Source organism: Pseudomonas sp. SM4, from assembly GCF_051913165.1.
Classification (GTDB): domain Bacteria; phylum Pseudomonadota; class Gammaproteobacteria; order Pseudomonadales; family Pseudomonadaceae; genus Aquipseudomonas.
The window spans coordinates 85,862-100,390 of record NZ_JBODOE010000017.1 but is presented as its reverse complement, the minus strand read 5'-3'; the positions used below and the strand labels follow the sequence as shown (position 1 = coordinate 100,390).

Genomic DNA, 14,529 nt, shown 5'->3' with positions numbered 1-14,529 from the left:
TGGCGCTCGCTTGGGTAACCGCACCGATTTCCTTTAAAAACCTTGCGAGTTATCCCTATGTCTCATCGTATTGTTATTGTCGGCGGCGGCGCCGGCGGTCTGGAGTTGGCTACCCGTCTGGGTAAGACCCTGGGCAAGCGCGGCACCGCCAGCGTGATGCTGGTCGACGCCAACCTCACGCACATCTGGAAACCACTGTTGCACGAAGTGGCCGCCGGATCGCTGAACTCCTCCGAAGACGAACTCAACTATGTTGCCCAGGCAAAATGGAACCACTTCGAGTTCCAGCTGGGGCGCATGAGCGGGCTCGATCGCGCACAGAAAAAAATCCAGTTGGCCGCCACCTACGACGAAAACGGCGTCGAACTGGTGCCCGCGCGGGAAGTGCAGTACGACTCGCTGGTGATCAGCGTCGGCAGCACCACCAACGATTTCGGCACCCAGGGCGCGGCGCAGCACTGCCTGTTCCTCGACACCCGCAAACAGGCCGAGCGTTTCCACCAGCAACTGCTCAATCACTATCTGCGGGCACACGCCGGGCAAACCGATGTGGTCGAGCAGATCAGCGTCGCGATCGTCGGCGCGGGCGCCACTGGCGTTGAGCTGGCGGCAGAGCTGCACAACGCCGCGCATGAGCTGGCGGCGTATGGTCTGGATCGAATCAAACCGGAAAACATGCACATCACCCTGATCGAAGCCGGGCCACGGGTGCTGCCTGCCCTGCCGGAGCGTATCAGCGGGCCGGTACACAAGACCCTGGAGAAACTCGGGGTCAATGTGATGACCAACGCGTCGGTCAGCGAAGTGACCGCCGACAGCCTGATCACCGCCGACGGTAACGAGATCAAGGCCAGCCTGAAAGTCTGGGCCGCCGGTATTCGTGCGCCGGGTTTCCTCAAGGACATCGATGGCCTGGAAACCAACCGCATCAATCAACTGCAAGTGCTGCCGACGCTGCAAACCACTCGCGATGAAAACATCTTCGCCTTCGGTGACTGCGCGGCCTGCCCGCAACCGGGCAGCGATCGCAACGTGCCGCCGCGTGCACAAGCGGCGCACCAACAGGCGTCATTGCTGGCCAAGTCGCTGAAGCTGCGCATCGAAGGCAAGACCCTGCCGGAGTACAAGTACACCGACTACGGCTCGCTGATCTCGCTGTCGCGTTTCTCGGCTGTGGGTAACTTGATGGGCAACCTCACCGGCAGCGTGATGCTCGAAGGCTGGCTGGCGCGGATGTTTTACGTGTCGCTGTACCGCATGCACCAGATGGCGCTGTACGGGCCGTTCCGCACGGCGATGCTGATGCTGGGGAGCAAGATTGGTCGCGGGACTGAGCCACGCCTGAAACTGCACTAAAACAAAAACTGTGGGAGCTGCTTGCTCCCACAGTTTTTTGTGCTGCCCACATAATCAGCAGACAAGCGCAATAAATGTAGGAGTGAGCCTGCTCGCGATAGCGTTCTGTCAGTCACATCTTCAGTGACTGAACCACCGCTATCGCGAGCAGGCTCACTCCTACAATGGATCCCCACTTATCAGAGCTGGAAGCGCCGCACCATGCCTTGCAGCGCGTTGGCCAGTTGCGACAGTTCATGGCTCGACGCGCTGGTCTGATCGGCGCCTGCCGCCGAACGCACTGACAGATCACGTATGTTCACCAGATTGCGATCCACTTCGCGTGCGACCTGTGCCTGTTCTTCCGCCGCACTGGCGATCACCAGATTGCGCTCGTGAATCTCGTGCACCGACGCCGTGATGGTCAACAACGCTTCTCCCGCACGTTCAGCGAGCACCAAGGTACTGGCGGCACGCGAGGCACTGGCCTGCATCGAATCCAACGCCAGGCTCGAACCACTGCGCATGCCCTGCACCATCTGCTCGATCTCCTGCGTCGATTGCTGCGTGCGATAAGCCAACGCTCGCACCTCATCGGCGACCACCGCAAAGCCTCTACCACTCTCCCCCGCTCGCGCCGCTTCAATCGCCGCATTGAGCGCCAGCAGGTTGGTCTGCTCGGCGATCGCCCGGATCACATCCAGCACTTTGCCAATGTCCTGCGACTGATTGGCCAGTGATTGCACCAATGCGCCGGTGTGTCGCACATCGTTGCTCAGCGCGCTGATCGCGCTGGCGGTTTCGTTGACGCGTTCCTGCCCCAAATGCGCCGATTCGCTGGACTGCCGCGTGGCATCGGACGTGGACACGGCATTGCGCGCCACCTCTTCCACGGCTGTGGTCATCTCGTTGACGGCGGTGGCCGCCTGTTCGATTTCATTGTTCTGCTGTTGCAGGCCCTGCGTGCTGTCGAGGGTCACGGCACTGAGCTCGTCAGCTGCAGTGGCCAGTTGCGTGGCCGAACCGCTGATGCCTTGCAGTGTGTCGCGCAAATTCTGCTGCATGGTCGCCAAGGCCTTGAGCAAACGGCTGACTTCATCGTTGCCATGGGTTTCGATCGGCCGGGTCAGGTCGCCTTGGGCCACGCTTTCAGCAGCGCTTACTGCACTGCTCAACGGGCGGACGATACTGCGCGTGAGCAACATCGCCAGCGCCACCGTGGCCAACGCCGCCAGTGCGATGAACAGGCTGACGATGGTGCGCGACGTCTGATAATGATCGGCAGACTTCTGGCTTTCAGCGGCGACCTGTTTGGCGAACAGATCCGCCAGGTCATTGAGTTGCTTGCCGGAACCGTCGACGACGGTTTTCATGTCGACCAGCAACAGCTTGGTCAACTCGTCGCGCTTGCCCTGCTGGGCGAGGGTGAAGGACTGCGCGATACCGGTCCGATAAGCCGCAAAGGTTGTTTTGAATTGGTCATAGAGCTGCTGGCCTTCCGGAGTGGTGACCAGTTTGTCGTAAGCGGCGATTTTCTCGCTCAGCTCCTTGTCGCGAGTATCCATCTGGCTGCGGTAGGTGGCGATATTGTTCGGATCCTGATCCAACGCCATGCGCAACGAGATGGTGCGGATGCGCAGCATGATCTCGCGAATTTCGTCGCCGCCACGAATGCTCGGCAGCCACTGATTTTCTACCGCGACCTCACTGTCGCGAATACTCGACATCTGCCCCAGCGCAAACACGCCGAGCAAGGCAACCAACACCGCAATAAGGGCGAATCCCAGGGCAGCCCGGGGAGCAATATTCAACTGACGAAGCAACATGACGAACGCCCTTATTCTTGTATTGGCCAGATTCAAGGGGCGAAGCAGTGGCAGTCCCCTCTCGTTAGCGGGCTATCGGCAGGTTGTATGATGACTTGAAGGGAAATGAGTTTTTGTCGGACAAAAAAAATCCCCGTATCTTTCGATACGAGGATTTTTAATATGGTCGGGGTAAGGGGATTCGAACTCCTGACATCCTGCTCCCAAAGCAGGCGCGCTACCGGACTGCGCTATACCCCGGTAAAAAAAAGGCGACCTTTCAAAGATCGCCTTCTTCGATCAGCGCTTTTGGCCTCTGATCTTAAGATTCGATCCCAGCGCTAACTGGTTTCAAAAATGGTGGGTCGTGTGGGATTCGAACCTACGACCAATTGGTTAAAAGCCAACTGCTCTACCAACTGAGCTAACGACCCAAAAATGGTCGGGGTAAGGGGATTCGAACTCCTGACATCCTGCTCCCAAAGCAGGCGCGCTACCGGACTGCGCTATACCCCGGCTTGAAATTGGCTCCGTGACCAGGACTCGAACCTGGGACCCAATGATTAACAGTCATTTGCTCTACCGACTGAGCTATCACGGAACTACATATTTCAATTTACAACGGTGAAACTTACTGCTTCCAGTCACTCGTTCGCATCGCTGCGTTCGTGTGTCTGAGGCGCGCTATTCTACAACCTAGAACACCTCTGTCAACCCCCTAAATTGCTTTCAAGTTAATGATTTGCAACTTATTTCAGATTTCAGCTCAGTGAGTTGAAACCGTCTTGGCGACTGACTGCGGGGCGCACTTTACAAGCCTTTTCCTTTGAGTTCAACAGCCTAACGAAAAAAAAGGCCCCACAAGGTGGGGCCTGCCAATTTTCATTGGCCTTTGGGCTTAGTTGAAAACGATTTCGTCGTTCTCGACCACACCCGTTGCCGTGTCGCCTGGCATGAAATGACCCGAGAGGATCAATTGCGCCAGCGGGTTTTCGATCCAGCGCTGAATCGCACGCTTCAAAGGACGTGCGCCATACACCGGGTCGTAGCCGACAGCGATCAGCTTGTCCATCGCTTCCGGGCTGAGTTCCAGCTTCAGCTCACGCTCGGCCAGACGCGTACGCAGACGACCCAACTGGATCTCGGTGATGCCTGCGATCTGATCCCGCGCCAGCGGCTCGAAGATCACCACTTCGTCGACCCGGTTGATGAACTCCGGACGGAAGTGCGACGTCAGTGCATCCATTACCGCAGCACGCTGCGCTTCACGATCACCGACCAGTTCCTGGATCTGTACCGACCCCAGGTTCGAAGTCATCACGATCACCGTGTTGCGGAAGTCCACCGTACGGCCGTGGCTGTCGGTCAGGCGACCATCCTCAAGCACTTGCAGCAGGATGTTGAACACATCCGGGTGCGCCTTCTCGACTTCATCCAGCAGGATCACCGAATAAGGCTTGCGACGCACCGCCTCGGTCAGGTAACCACCTTCTTCATAGCCAACATATCCCGGTGGCGCACCGATCAGACGCGCCACGGAATGTTTCTCCATGAACTCGGACATGTCGATCCGCACCATCGCCTCTTCCGTATCAAAGAGGAATTCGGCCAGCGCCTTGCACAGCTCGGTTTTACCGACACCGGTCGGGCCGAGGAACATGAACGAGCCGCTTGGGCGATTCGGGTCGGACAACCCGGCGCGCGAACGCCGTACTGCGTTAGCGACGGCAACCACCGCTTCTTCCTGGCCGATCACCCGTTTGTGCAACAGGCTTTCCATCTTCATCAGCTTGTCGCGCTCGCCTTCGAGCATTTTCGACACGGGGATGCCGGTCCACTTCGACACGACCTCAGCGATCTCTTCCTCAGTCACCTTGCTGCGCAACAACTGGTTTTCGCTCTTGCCGTGCTGATCGACCATTTGCAGGCTGCGCTCCAGATCCGGGATCACCCCGTACTGCAACTCGGCCATGCGGTTCAGGTCGCCTTTACGGCGTGCCGCTTCCAGTTCCTGACGCGACTGTTCAATCTTCTGCTGAATCTGCGCAGAACCCTGCACCTCGGCTTTTTCCGAGTTCCAGATTTCTTCCAGATCGGAATACTCGCGTTCGAGACGGACGATTTCTTCCTGGAGTTTCTCCAGACGTTTCATCGCCGCTTCATCGCTTTCTTTCTTCAGCGCCTGGGATTCCACCTTCAACTGAATCAGGCGACGTTCCAGACGATCGAGCACTTCCGGCTTGGAGTCGATTTCCATGCGGATGCGGCTCGCGGCCTCGTCGATCAGGTCGATGGCCTTGTCCGGTAGCTGCCGATCAGTGATGTAACGATGGCTGAGCTTCGCCGCCGCAATGATCGCGCCGTCGGTGATCGCTACCTTGTGGTGAACCTCGTAGCGCTCCTTGAGGCCGCGCAGGATGGCGATGGTGTCTTCTTCGCTCGGCTCATCCACCAGGACTTTCTGGAAGCGTCGTTCGAGCGCCGCGTCCTTCTCTATATATTGGCGGTACTCGTTGAGCGTGGTCGCGCCAACGCAGTGCAACTCGCCGCGCGCCAGTGCAGGCTTGAGCATGTTGCCGGCGTCCATCGAGCCTTCGCCTTTACCGGCACCGACCATGGTGTGCAATTCGTCGATGAACAGAATGATCTGCCCTTCCTGCTTCGACAGCTCGTTGAGCAGTGATTTCAGGCGCTCTTCGAACTCACCGCGATACTTGGCACCGGCAATCAGCGCGCCCATATCGAGCGAGAGCAGACGCTTGCCTTTGAGGCCGTCCGGCACTTCGCCGTTGATGATGCGCTGCGCCAGACCTTCGGCGATCGCGGTTTTACCCACACCAGGTTCACCGATCAGCACCGGGTTGTTCTTGGTGCGGCGTTGCAGAACCTGAATGGTGCGACGAATTTCGTCATCACGACCGATCACCGGATCGAGCTTGCCGTCTTCGGCGCGCTTGGTCAGGTCGACAGTGTATTTATCCAGCGCCTGACGCGATTCCTCGTGGTTGGCGTCATTCACCGCTTCGCCGCCACGCAGGTTGTTGATCGCGTTTTCCAGGGCTTTCTTGCTCACGCCCTGGCCGAGCAGCAATTTGCCGAGTTTGCTGTTCTCGTCCATTGCCGCGAGCAGCACCAGTTCGCTGGAGATGAACTGGTCGCCCTTCTGCTGGGCCAGACGATCGGCCTGGTTGAGCAGGCGCGCCAGATCCTGCGACATGTTGACGTCGCCGGTCGGGTTCTGGATTTTCGGTAATTGGTCGAGCTCTTTGGCCAGCTCTTTGCGCAAGCTGTTGACGTCGAAGCCCACCTGCATCAGCAGAGGTTTGATCGAACCACCCTGCTGTTCAAGCATGGCTTGCATCAAGTGCGCCGGCTCAATCGCCGGATGATCGTGGCCGACTGCCAACGACTGCGCGTCGGACAAGGCCAACTGTAATTTGCTGGTTAAACGGTCTATTCGCATAAGTCACCTTCCTTTTGAGCAGGCCGGACCTAAAAACCATCCTGAATAAAGAAACCTGCCAGATACCGCTATAGATGCGGTCGATTCTGCAAGATTCAAGCGTCAGGCAGTTGATGCAGATCAGACAGTCTAGCGGGTGAGCCAGATGAGGGAGGCGAAGCGACCGGTGCGCGAGGCACGGCGATAGGAGAAGAAGCGCGGATCGGTCACGGTGCAGAAACCGCCACCATAAACAGCAGTGACACCGCGCTCAGCCAGACGCAGGCGCGCCAGCTTATAGATGTCAGCCATGAACTTGCCGGCATTGGGGCTCGGTACAAAGGCGTCTGCCGCTGCGGGCAATTGGTTAATGAAGACTTCGCGCACTTCCGCGCCAACTTCAAAGGCTTGCGGGCCGATGGCCGGGCCGAGCCAGACCAGAACATCTTTGGGCGGAACATCAAGGCTATCGAGCGTCGCTTCAAGTACACCCGCCGCCAGACCACGCCAACCGGCATGGGCCGCCGCGACACGGGTGCCGGCACGATCGCAGAACAATGCTGGCAAACAATCGGCTGTCATCGCCGCACAGGCAATACCGGGCGTCGCCGTCCAACTGGCGTCGGCGGTCGCAACAATGCCCGGATCAGCATGCGCCACGGCAATCCCGTGCACTTGCTGCAACCAGGCAGGCTGTATAGAGAAATGATCGGTCAGACGCCGACGGTTCTCGGCAACAGCCTCAGGACGATCATCGACATGATCGCCCAGATTGAGGCTGTCGAACGGCGCCTCGCTGACACCGCCCTCGCGGGTGGTGACGCAGGCGTTGACGCTGGCCGGCGCGGGCCAGTCCGGCGTCAGCCAGTTCATCCGATGAAGGCCTCGCGATCCTGCTTGAGCAGTGTCAGCAGCCAGACGAAATCTTCTGGCAGCGGCGATTCCCAGCTCATGCGTATACCGGTCGTCGGATGATCCAGTTCAAGGAAGCGCGCGTGCAGGGCCTGACGCGGGAAATGCTTGAGCGATTCAACCATGGTCGGGTTAGCGGCTGGCGGAATGCGGAAACGACCGCCGTACGCTGGATCGCCGACCAACGGGAAGTTGATGTGCGACATGTGTACGCGAATCTGGTGAGTACGACCGGTTTCCAGCTTCACCCGTACGTGGGTGTGCGAACGGAAACGCTCCAGCACGCGGTAGTGGCTGACGGCAGGCTTGCCGCCTTCCATCACCGCCATGCGCTGGCGCTGCTGGCCGTGACGACCGATCGGGGCATTGATCTTGCCACCGGCGGTGACCACACCAATCACGATGCACTCATAGATGCGGCTGACGCTGCGACTCTGCAATTGAGTAACAAGCTTTGTCTGCGCCTGAATGGTCTTGGCCACCACCATCAGACCGGTGGTGTCCTTGTCCAGGCGATGCACGATGCCGGCGCGCGGAACATTGATGATGTCCGGCACATGGTGCAGCAAGGCATTGAGCAAAGTGCCATCGGCGTGACCGGCAGCCGGGTGCACCACCAGGCCCGCAGGCTTGTTGATCACCAGAATGTCGTCGTCTTCGTAGACGATGTCGAGCTCGATGTCCTGGGCGATCCACTCGCCCTGGGCTTCCTGCTCGGCAGTCAGCTCAAGGATGGCACCGCCGTGCACGATGTCGCGAGGGCGGATGACCGCCCCGTCCACAGTCAGGCGACCTTCTTTGATCCAGGCGGAAAGGCGCGAGCGAGAGTGCTCAGCGAAGAGTTGGGCAGCGACTTGATCGAGGCGTTGGCCGCCCAATTCGGACGGCACCTCTGCGCGAAGTTCAATTTTATCGGACATGCTCTGACTGTGCGTCGGCACAGCTTTTGGTTTCGGCTGCGCGCTTGTGGTTAAATACGGCGTCTTTTGCCCCGAGGCTTTTCAACGGGGCGCTCATCATAACAGGACGGCCCCGCCCAAGACAGCGGCCGTCATAGGGACGCAAGCCGCCATGCAAGTGAAACACCTGCTGCTGATCGCCATCCTCGCATTGACCGCTGCTTGCTCATCGAAGGAAGTCGTAGACGAAAACCTCAGCGAAGCCGAGCTGTATCAGCAGGCTCAGACTGACCTGGACAACAACAGCTACACCAGCGCCACAGCCAAGCTGAAGGCTCTGGAGTCGCGTTATCCGTTCGGTCGCTACGCCGATCAGGCACAGCTGGAGCTGATCTACGCCAACTATAAGAACGCCGAGCCGGAAGCTGCAAAATCCGCCGCCGAGCGTTTCATTCGTTTGCATCCGCAGCACCCGAACGTGGATTACGCGTACTACTTGAAAGGTCTGACTTCTTTCGACCAGGACGTTGGCCTGCTGGCGCGCTTCCTGCCGCTGGACATGACCAAGCGTGACCCGGGCGCCGCGCGCGACTCGTACAACGAGTTCGCCCAGCTGACCAGCCGCTACCCGAACAGCCGCTACGCGCCGGACGCCAAGCAGCGCATGATCTACCTGCGCAACCTGCTGGCAGCCTACGAAATCCACGTGGCCGACTACTACCTGACCCGTCAGGCGTATGTCGCTGCTGCCAACCGTGGCCGCTATGTAGTGGAAAACTTCCAGGAAACCCCATCGGTCGGTGACGGCCTGGCGGTAATGACTGAGGCTTACCAGCGTCTGCACCTGGACGAACTGGCCAACACCAGTCTGGAAACCCTGAAGCTCAACTACCCGAATCACCCGAACCTGCAAGACGGCCAGTTCGTGCCACGGGTTGCCGAAGCCGACAACCGTTCGTTCCTGAGCAAGGCAACCCTCGGTCTGATCGAGTCGCGTCCACCGCTGCCACCAGGCGAGACCCGCGCCAACCAGGACGTGCAGAAGCAGTTCCAGGACGCGAAAGACGCGATCCCGAACGAGCTCAAGCCTAAAGACGAAAACGGCGACGTGATCGAAGAGCCTGAGCCTGAGTCGAGCGACACTGACCGTTCGTGGTTCAGCTACATGACCTTCGGCGTGTTCGACTGATCACACCGGCAGTACAGAAAAGGGAGATCTGCGGATCTCCCTTTTTCATTTCCGCGCTTTAATCCGCTGTGCGCTGCTCGGGTCCTTGGCTAAACTGCCGGATCATCAGTCGAAAAGCCGCTCATCATGCTTCGTTTATTGTTCTGGATCGCCGTGATCTTCGCCGCCATTTGGCTGTGGCGTAAATTCAAGACACCTGCCGCGCCCTCTCAATCCAATCGTGCCCCTCGCGAGCAGGACGCATCGCCGATGGTGCGCTGCGCCCACTGCGGTGTGCATTTGCCGCGCGACCGCGCACTCGGCGTTCAACAACAGTGGTATTGCAGCCAGGCTCACCTCGAGCAAGGCCCGGGCGCCAGTGATCGCTGAGGCCACTCACGCCGACAGCAAACAGGCGCAGCGGCTGCTGCGCCTTTATCATCTCTACCGATTAAGCGTCGGCATCACCCTGGTGTTGCTGATCTCCAGCAACATGGACAACCGCCTGCTGACGTCGATCGACGACGACTTGCTGCGCAGCGGCAGTTGGCTGTACCTGGTGCTGAACATTTTGCTGGTGGTGTTTCTCGAGAACACCCGGCGCCCGGCGCAGCTGTTCAGCCTGGCGCTGGTCGATGTCCTGCTGCTGTGCGGCCTGTTCTACGCCGCCGGCGGTGTCGCCAGCGCGATTGGCAACCTGCTGATCGTTTCGGTCGCGATCAGCAACACCCTGCTGCGCCGACGCATTGGCTTGCTGATCGCCGCCATTGGCGCCCTCGGCATTGTCGGTTCAAGCTTTCTGCTGGGTTTCAGCCACCCGTTGAGTGCCAACGATTACTTGCAGGCCGGCACGCTCGGCGCCTTATGCTTTGCCGCATCGCTGCTGGTGCAAGGGCTGATCCGTCGCCTCGAAGTCAGCGAAACACTGGCCGAGCAGCGCGCCAGCGAGGTGGTCGGCCTGGAAGCACTGAACGCACTGATCCTGCAACGCATGCGCACCGGCATTCTGGTGCTCGACGCAGAACGACGGGTGCAACTGGCCAACCACAGCGCCCAGACCTTGCTCGCGCAAACGCACCTTCAGGGTCACTTGATCGACGACTACGCACCGGCGCTGGTCGATCGCCTGCAACTGTGGATGAACAACCCGACCCTACGCCCGCAAAGCCTGAAGATCCCCGGTAACGGCCTCGAACTGCAACCGAACTTCATTGCTCTGGAACAGAGCCCGAACCAGCAGACCCTGGTGTTCCTCGAAGACCTCGCGCAAGTCGCCCAGCAAGCCCAGCAATTGAAGCTTGCCGCGCTCGGGCGCCTGACTGCCGGCATCTCCCATGAAATTCGCAATCCACTGGGCGCCATCAGTCATGCCGCGCAGCTATTGGGTGAGTCCGAGGAACTCGACAGCGCCGATCGGCGTCTGACGCAGATCATTCAAGATCACTCCCAGCGCATGAATCGAGTCATCGAAAACGTCCTGCAACTGTCCCGCCGTCAGCAAAGTGCACCGCAACGGCTGGATCTCAAGCCGTGGCTGGAAAACTTCGTCGTCGAAAGCCGCGAACAGGCCACCGAGCGCCAGCAGATCCATCTGCGGATCAACTCGGGTGAATTCGCCACGCTGATGGACCCCAACCAGCTCACGCAAATTCTCGACAATCTGTTGCGCAACGGCTGGCGCCACAGCGCCCTGCTGCACGATCAGGCTGAGGTCTGGTTGTCCCTGTTCGTCGATACCGACAGCCAGTTGGCGGTACTTGAAGTGCAGGACAATGGCCCCGGCGTACCTGCCGCAGAACAGGCCCATCTGTTCGAACCGTTCTTCACTACCAGCAGCCAGGGCACCGGCCTTGGGCTTTATCTGTCCCGTGAGCTGTGCGAAAGCAACCAAGCGCGCCTAGACTTTCAATCACGCCAAGGCGGCTGCTTTCGCATCACCTTTGCTCACGGACGGAAACAAAGTTGAATACGAGCCCACGGCAAAAAATCCTTATCGTCGACGACGAACCCGATATCCGCGAACTCCTGGAAATCACCCTGGGCCGGATGAAACTCGACACCTACAGCGCCCGCAATCTGGCGGAGGCTCAAGCGCTGTTGCACCGTGAGTCATTCGACCTGTGCCTGACCGACATGCGCCTGCCCGACGGCACGGGGCTGGAACTGGTGCAGCACATTCAGCAGCGTTATCCACAATTGCCCGTGGCGATGATCACCGCGTACGGCAGCCTGGAAACGGCGATCAACGCACTCAAGGCCGGGGCGTTCGACTTCCTTACCAAACCGGTGGACCTCACGCGCCTGCGCGAACTGGTCGGCGCTGCCCTGCGCATGCCGGCCGTGGGCGGGGTTTGCACCTCGATTGATCGACGGCTGCTGGGCGATTCACAGCCGATGCGTAACCTGCGCAAACAGATCGACAAACTCGCCCGCAGTCAGGCACCGGTTTACATCAGCGGCGAGTCCGGCAGCGGCAAAGAACTGGTCGCTCGGCTGATCCACGAACAAGGTCCACGTGCCAGCCAACCGTTCGTACCGGTGAACTGCGGGGCGATTCCCTCGGAGCTGATGGAAAGCGAATTCTTCGGCCACCGCAAAGGCAGTTTCACTGGCGCGGTCGAAGACAAACCGGGGCTATTCCAGGCCGCGCACGGCGGCACGTTGTTTCTCGATGAAGTGGCGGACTTGCCGCTGTCGATGCAGGTGAAACTGCTGCGCGCGATCCAGGAAAAAGCCGTGCGCAGCGTCGGCGGGCAGCAGGAAAGCGTGGTCGATGTGCGGATTCTTTGCGCCACGCACAAGGACCTCGACGCCGAAGTGGCGGCCGAGCGTTTTCGCCAGGACCTCTATTACCGCTTGAACGTGATCGAACTGCGCGTGCCGTCGTTGCGTGAGCGCCGTGATGACATCGAAGTGCTGGCGGCGCATATGCTCAAGCGTTTGGCCAAGGACAGCGGCCAAGCGGCCGCGCGCCTGCACCCACAGGCGCTGGAAGCGTTGAAAAATTATCGCTTTCCCGGAAATGTGCGCGAGCTGGAGAACGTGCTTGAACGGGCACATACCCTGTGTGAAAACCGCACGATCGAGGCGCAGGATCTGCGCTTGAGCGAGGGCAATTGCGCGGCGGAAGGTGGCATTGCCGATCTGACGCAGATCGATAACCTGGAAGATTATCTGGAGAACGTCGAACGCAAACTGATTCTGCAGGCGCTGGAAGAAACCCGCTGGAATCGTACGGCGGCCGCGCAGCGGTTGAGTCTTTCGTTTCGGTCGATGCGCTACAGGTTGAAAAAACTCGGCCTGGATTAAATCGCAAAAGATCGCAGCCTTCGGCAGCTCCTACAGGAAACGCATTCCAATGTAGGAGCTGCCGAAGGCTGCGATCTTTTGATCCTTCTTTAGATGCGGCCTTCAGGCGCATACGGCGCCGGATCAATGATCGGCGTGCGCCCCAGCATCACATCAGCAAACAACTGGCACGACGCCGGCGCCAGCACCAGCCCGTTGCGGTAATGCCCGCAGTTCAGCCACAACCCGGCAAACCCCGGCACCCGGCCGATGTACGGAATTCCCTCGGGAGAGCCCGGACGCAACCCCGCCCAATGCCCGACGACTTCTGCATCGGCCAACGCTGGCAGCAATTCGATTGCCGAAGCCTTGAGACTTTCCAGCGCCACCTCGGTCGGCGTCTTGTCGTAGCCTTCGTGCTCCAGCGTACTGCCGATCAGGATATGCCCGTCGCGGCGCGGGATCGCATAACGCCCTTTGGCCAATACCATGCTCGGCAAAAAGTCCGCTGCACATTTGTAGAGAATCATCTGGCCTTTGACCGGTTCGACCGGCAGCTCCAGATCCAGCGTCTTGAGCAGATCACCGCTCCACGCGCCAGCGGTCAGCACCACCTGATCGCCCTCGATCACACCCGCAGACGTCTGCACGCCGACCACCCGCGCACCCTCGTGGACAAACCCGCTGACTTCGCACTGTTCATGAATGGTCACGTTCGGCAAGGCCTGCAGCGCCGCCTTCAGCGATTTTACCAGCCGTGGATTGCGCACATTGGCCACATCAGCCATGTAGATAGCCCGGGAGAAACCGCCGCCAAGCACCGGCACCGCATCATGTACCGCCGAGATATCCACAGCCCGCAGCGGACGGTTTTCCCGCTCGGCCCAGGCCAGCGCCTCGGCTTCATCGTCCAGGTCCAGCCAGTACAAGCCAGTGGTGTGCACTTCTGGATCAACCCCAGTGTCGGCAAACAGGCGCGCGCCGAGCTGTGGATAAAAATCCTGCGACCAGTGCGCCAACGCCGTAACGGCTGGGCTATACCGCCACGGGTACAACGGCGAAACGATACCGCCACCCGCCCAGGACGATTCCTGGCCGAGATTCGAACGATCGAGCAGCACCACGCTGCGCACTTCGGAGGCTAGATTGTAGGCAGTCAGCAGGCCAATCACCCCGCCACCGACAATCACCACTTGCTGTTGCCTGGTCATGTTTGATCCAACCGTAAAAAAGACAGTGGGCGCAAAAGGCGCCCGAAAGAAAGCGCCTCAGCGGCCCCAGCAATCCTTGGTGGTCAGCCCGGTGGTCGCGTTGTTCATGCTTCGGACACCGGTATTGGTCAGGGTGAAATCCCCGCACTTGTCGGTGGCCATGGCCGAGCCGGCCTTGCGCGTGGCCGTCAGCAGATAGGTCTGGTCAGTGATCGTCGGGGTGATGGTGTAAAAATCGCTCCCTGTGCTGAGCCCAGTGATGCCGGTGTAGACATTGTTCTTGGTGTAAAACCGTTCGAGGGTTTGTGCCTGCTCCGAGAGCATCGATACCACTTCGGCACGGCGACCCTTTTTCACGTACTCGGTGAGGCTTGGATAGCCGATGGTGATAACGATGCCGATGATCGCAACGACGATCATGATTTCGATCAGGGTAAAACCTCGGTTGGATCTGCGCATGCCTCAAACT

At 59.5% G+C, this 14,529-nt stretch carries 11 protein-coding genes and 4 tRNA genes; 5 read left to right on the top strand and 10 right to left on the bottom strand.

What is annotated here, in order from left to right:
* Positions 1–57: 57 nt before the first annotated feature.
* Positions 58–1,356, top strand: coding sequence for an NAD(P)/FAD-dependent oxidoreductase (locus ACQ4MY_RS25940; RefSeq protein WP_159815266.1), 1,299 nt, complete (start codon positions 58–60; stop codon positions 1,354–1,356).
* 179 nt (positions 1,357–1,535) lie between these two features.
* Here the strand turns inward: ACQ4MY_RS25940 and ACQ4MY_RS25935 are convergent, their stop codons facing one another.
* From ACQ4MY_RS25935 to rluD, 8 genes are all read right to left on the bottom strand, one after another.
* On the bottom strand, positions 1,536–3,161 hold the full coding sequence (locus ACQ4MY_RS25935; protein WP_440096912.1) for a methyl-accepting chemotaxis protein: 1,626 nt from the start codon (positions 3,159–3,161) through the stop codon (positions 1,536–1,538).
* Between the two features lie 163 nt (positions 3,162–3,324).
* Positions 3,325–3,401: transfer RNA gene (locus ACQ4MY_RS25930), tRNA-Pro, on the bottom strand.
* A 97-nt stretch (positions 3,402–3,498) separates the two neighbouring features.
* A tRNA-Lys gene (locus ACQ4MY_RS25925) sits at positions 3,499–3,574 on the bottom strand.
* A 5-nt stretch (positions 3,575–3,579) separates the two neighbouring features.
* Positions 3,580–3,656, bottom strand: a tRNA-Pro gene (locus tag ACQ4MY_RS25920).
* Positions 3,657–3,665: 9 nt separating this feature from the next.
* Positions 3,666–3,741, bottom strand: a tRNA-Asn gene (locus ACQ4MY_RS25915).
* Positions 3,742–4,038: 297 nt separating this feature from the next.
* Positions 4,039–6,603: an ATP-dependent chaperone ClpB gene (clpB, locus tag ACQ4MY_RS25910; protein ID WP_440096911.1), complete on the bottom strand. Its 2,565-nt coding sequence runs from the start codon at positions 6,601–6,603 to the stop codon at positions 4,039–4,041.
* Positions 6,604–6,732: 129 nt separating this feature from the next.
* Positions 6,733–7,455: a peptidoglycan editing factor PgeF gene (gene pgeF / locus ACQ4MY_RS25905; RefSeq protein WP_440096910.1), complete on the bottom strand. Its 723-nt coding sequence runs from the start codon at positions 7,453–7,455 to the stop codon at positions 6,733–6,735.
* Entirely contained in the window at positions 7,452–8,414 is a 963-nt protein-coding gene (rluD, locus tag ACQ4MY_RS25900) for a 23S rRNA pseudouridine(1911/1915/1917) synthase RluD (RefSeq protein WP_008078515.1), read from the bottom strand. The genes pgeF and rluD overlap by 4 nt, the downstream gene beginning before the upstream one ends.
* Positions 8,415–8,565: 151 nt before the next feature.
* On the opposite strand from rluD, the gene ACQ4MY_RS25895 reads away from it, so the two are divergent.
* The 4 genes from ACQ4MY_RS25895 (at position 8,566) to ACQ4MY_RS25880 (ending at position 12,870) form a co-directional block, all read left to right on the top strand.
* Positions 8,566–9,582 carry an outer membrane protein assembly factor BamD gene (locus tag ACQ4MY_RS25895; protein ID WP_008078517.1) on the top strand — a complete coding sequence of 339 codons (1,017 nt, stop codon included), beginning with the start codon at positions 8,566–8,568 and terminating at the stop codon, positions 9,580–9,582.
* Positions 9,583–9,708: 126 nt separating this feature from the next.
* A complete protein-coding gene (locus tag ACQ4MY_RS25890) occupies positions 9,709–9,951 on the top strand; it encodes a PP0621 family protein (protein WP_440096909.1) in 243 nt (80 codons plus the stop codon).
* A complete protein-coding gene (locus ACQ4MY_RS25885) occupies positions 9,941–11,527 on the top strand; it encodes a sensor histidine kinase (protein WP_440096908.1) in 1,587 nt (528 codons plus the stop codon). The genes ACQ4MY_RS25890 and ACQ4MY_RS25885 overlap by 11 nt, the downstream gene beginning before the upstream one ends.
* A complete protein-coding gene (locus tag ACQ4MY_RS25880; RefSeq protein WP_440096907.1) occupies positions 11,524–12,870 on the top strand; it encodes a sigma-54-dependent transcriptional regulator in 1,347 nt (448 codons plus the stop codon). The genes ACQ4MY_RS25885 and ACQ4MY_RS25880 overlap by 4 nt, the downstream gene beginning before the upstream one ends.
* Before the next feature lie 89 nt (positions 12,871–12,959).
* Here the strand turns inward: ACQ4MY_RS25880 and thiO are convergent, their stop codons facing one another.
* Entirely contained in the window at positions 12,960–14,060 is a 1,101-nt protein-coding gene (gene thiO, locus ACQ4MY_RS25875; protein ID WP_440096906.1) for a glycine oxidase ThiO, read from the bottom strand.
* Positions 14,061–14,117: 57 nt separating this feature from the next.
* Positions 14,118–14,519, bottom strand: coding sequence for a type IV pilin protein (locus ACQ4MY_RS25870; protein ID WP_158829396.1), 402 nt, complete (start codon positions 14,517–14,519; stop codon positions 14,118–14,120).
* Positions 14,520–14,529 lie beyond the last annotated feature (10 nt).

Excerpts from the sequence above, each read along its gene's own strand:
- ACQ4MY_RS25940 (WP_159815266.1), top strand. The coding sequence starts at position 58 with ATGTCTCATCGTATTGTTATTGTCGGCGGCGGCGCCGGCGGTCTGGAG.
- ACQ4MY_RS25935 (WP_440096912.1), bottom strand. The coding sequence starts at position 3,161 with ATGTTGCTTCGTCAGTTGAATATTGCTCCCCGGGCTGCCCTGGGATTC.
- clpB (WP_440096911.1), bottom strand. The coding sequence starts at position 6,603 with ATGCGAATAGACCGTTTAACCAGCAAATTACAGTTGGCCTTGTCCGAC.
- pgeF (WP_440096910.1), bottom strand. The coding sequence starts at position 7,455 with ATGAACTGGCTGACGCCGGACTGGCCCGCGCCGGCCAGCGTCAACGCC.
- rluD (WP_008078515.1), bottom strand. The coding sequence starts at position 8,414 with ATGTCCGATAAAATTGAACTTCGCGCAGAGGTGCCGTCCGAATTGGGC.
- ACQ4MY_RS25895 (WP_008078517.1), top strand. The coding sequence starts at position 8,566 with ATGCAAGTGAAACACCTGCTGCTGATCGCCATCCTCGCATTGACCGCT.
- ACQ4MY_RS25890 (WP_440096909.1), top strand. The coding sequence starts at position 9,709 with ATGCTTCGTTTATTGTTCTGGATCGCCGTGATCTTCGCCGCCATTTGG.
- thiO (WP_440096906.1), bottom strand. The coding sequence starts at position 14,060 with ATGACCAGGCAACAGCAAGTGGTGATTGTCGGTGGCGGGGTGATTGGC.
- ACQ4MY_RS25870 (WP_158829396.1), bottom strand. The coding sequence starts at position 14,519 with ATGCGCAGATCCAACCGAGGTTTTACCCTGATCGAAATCATGATCGTC.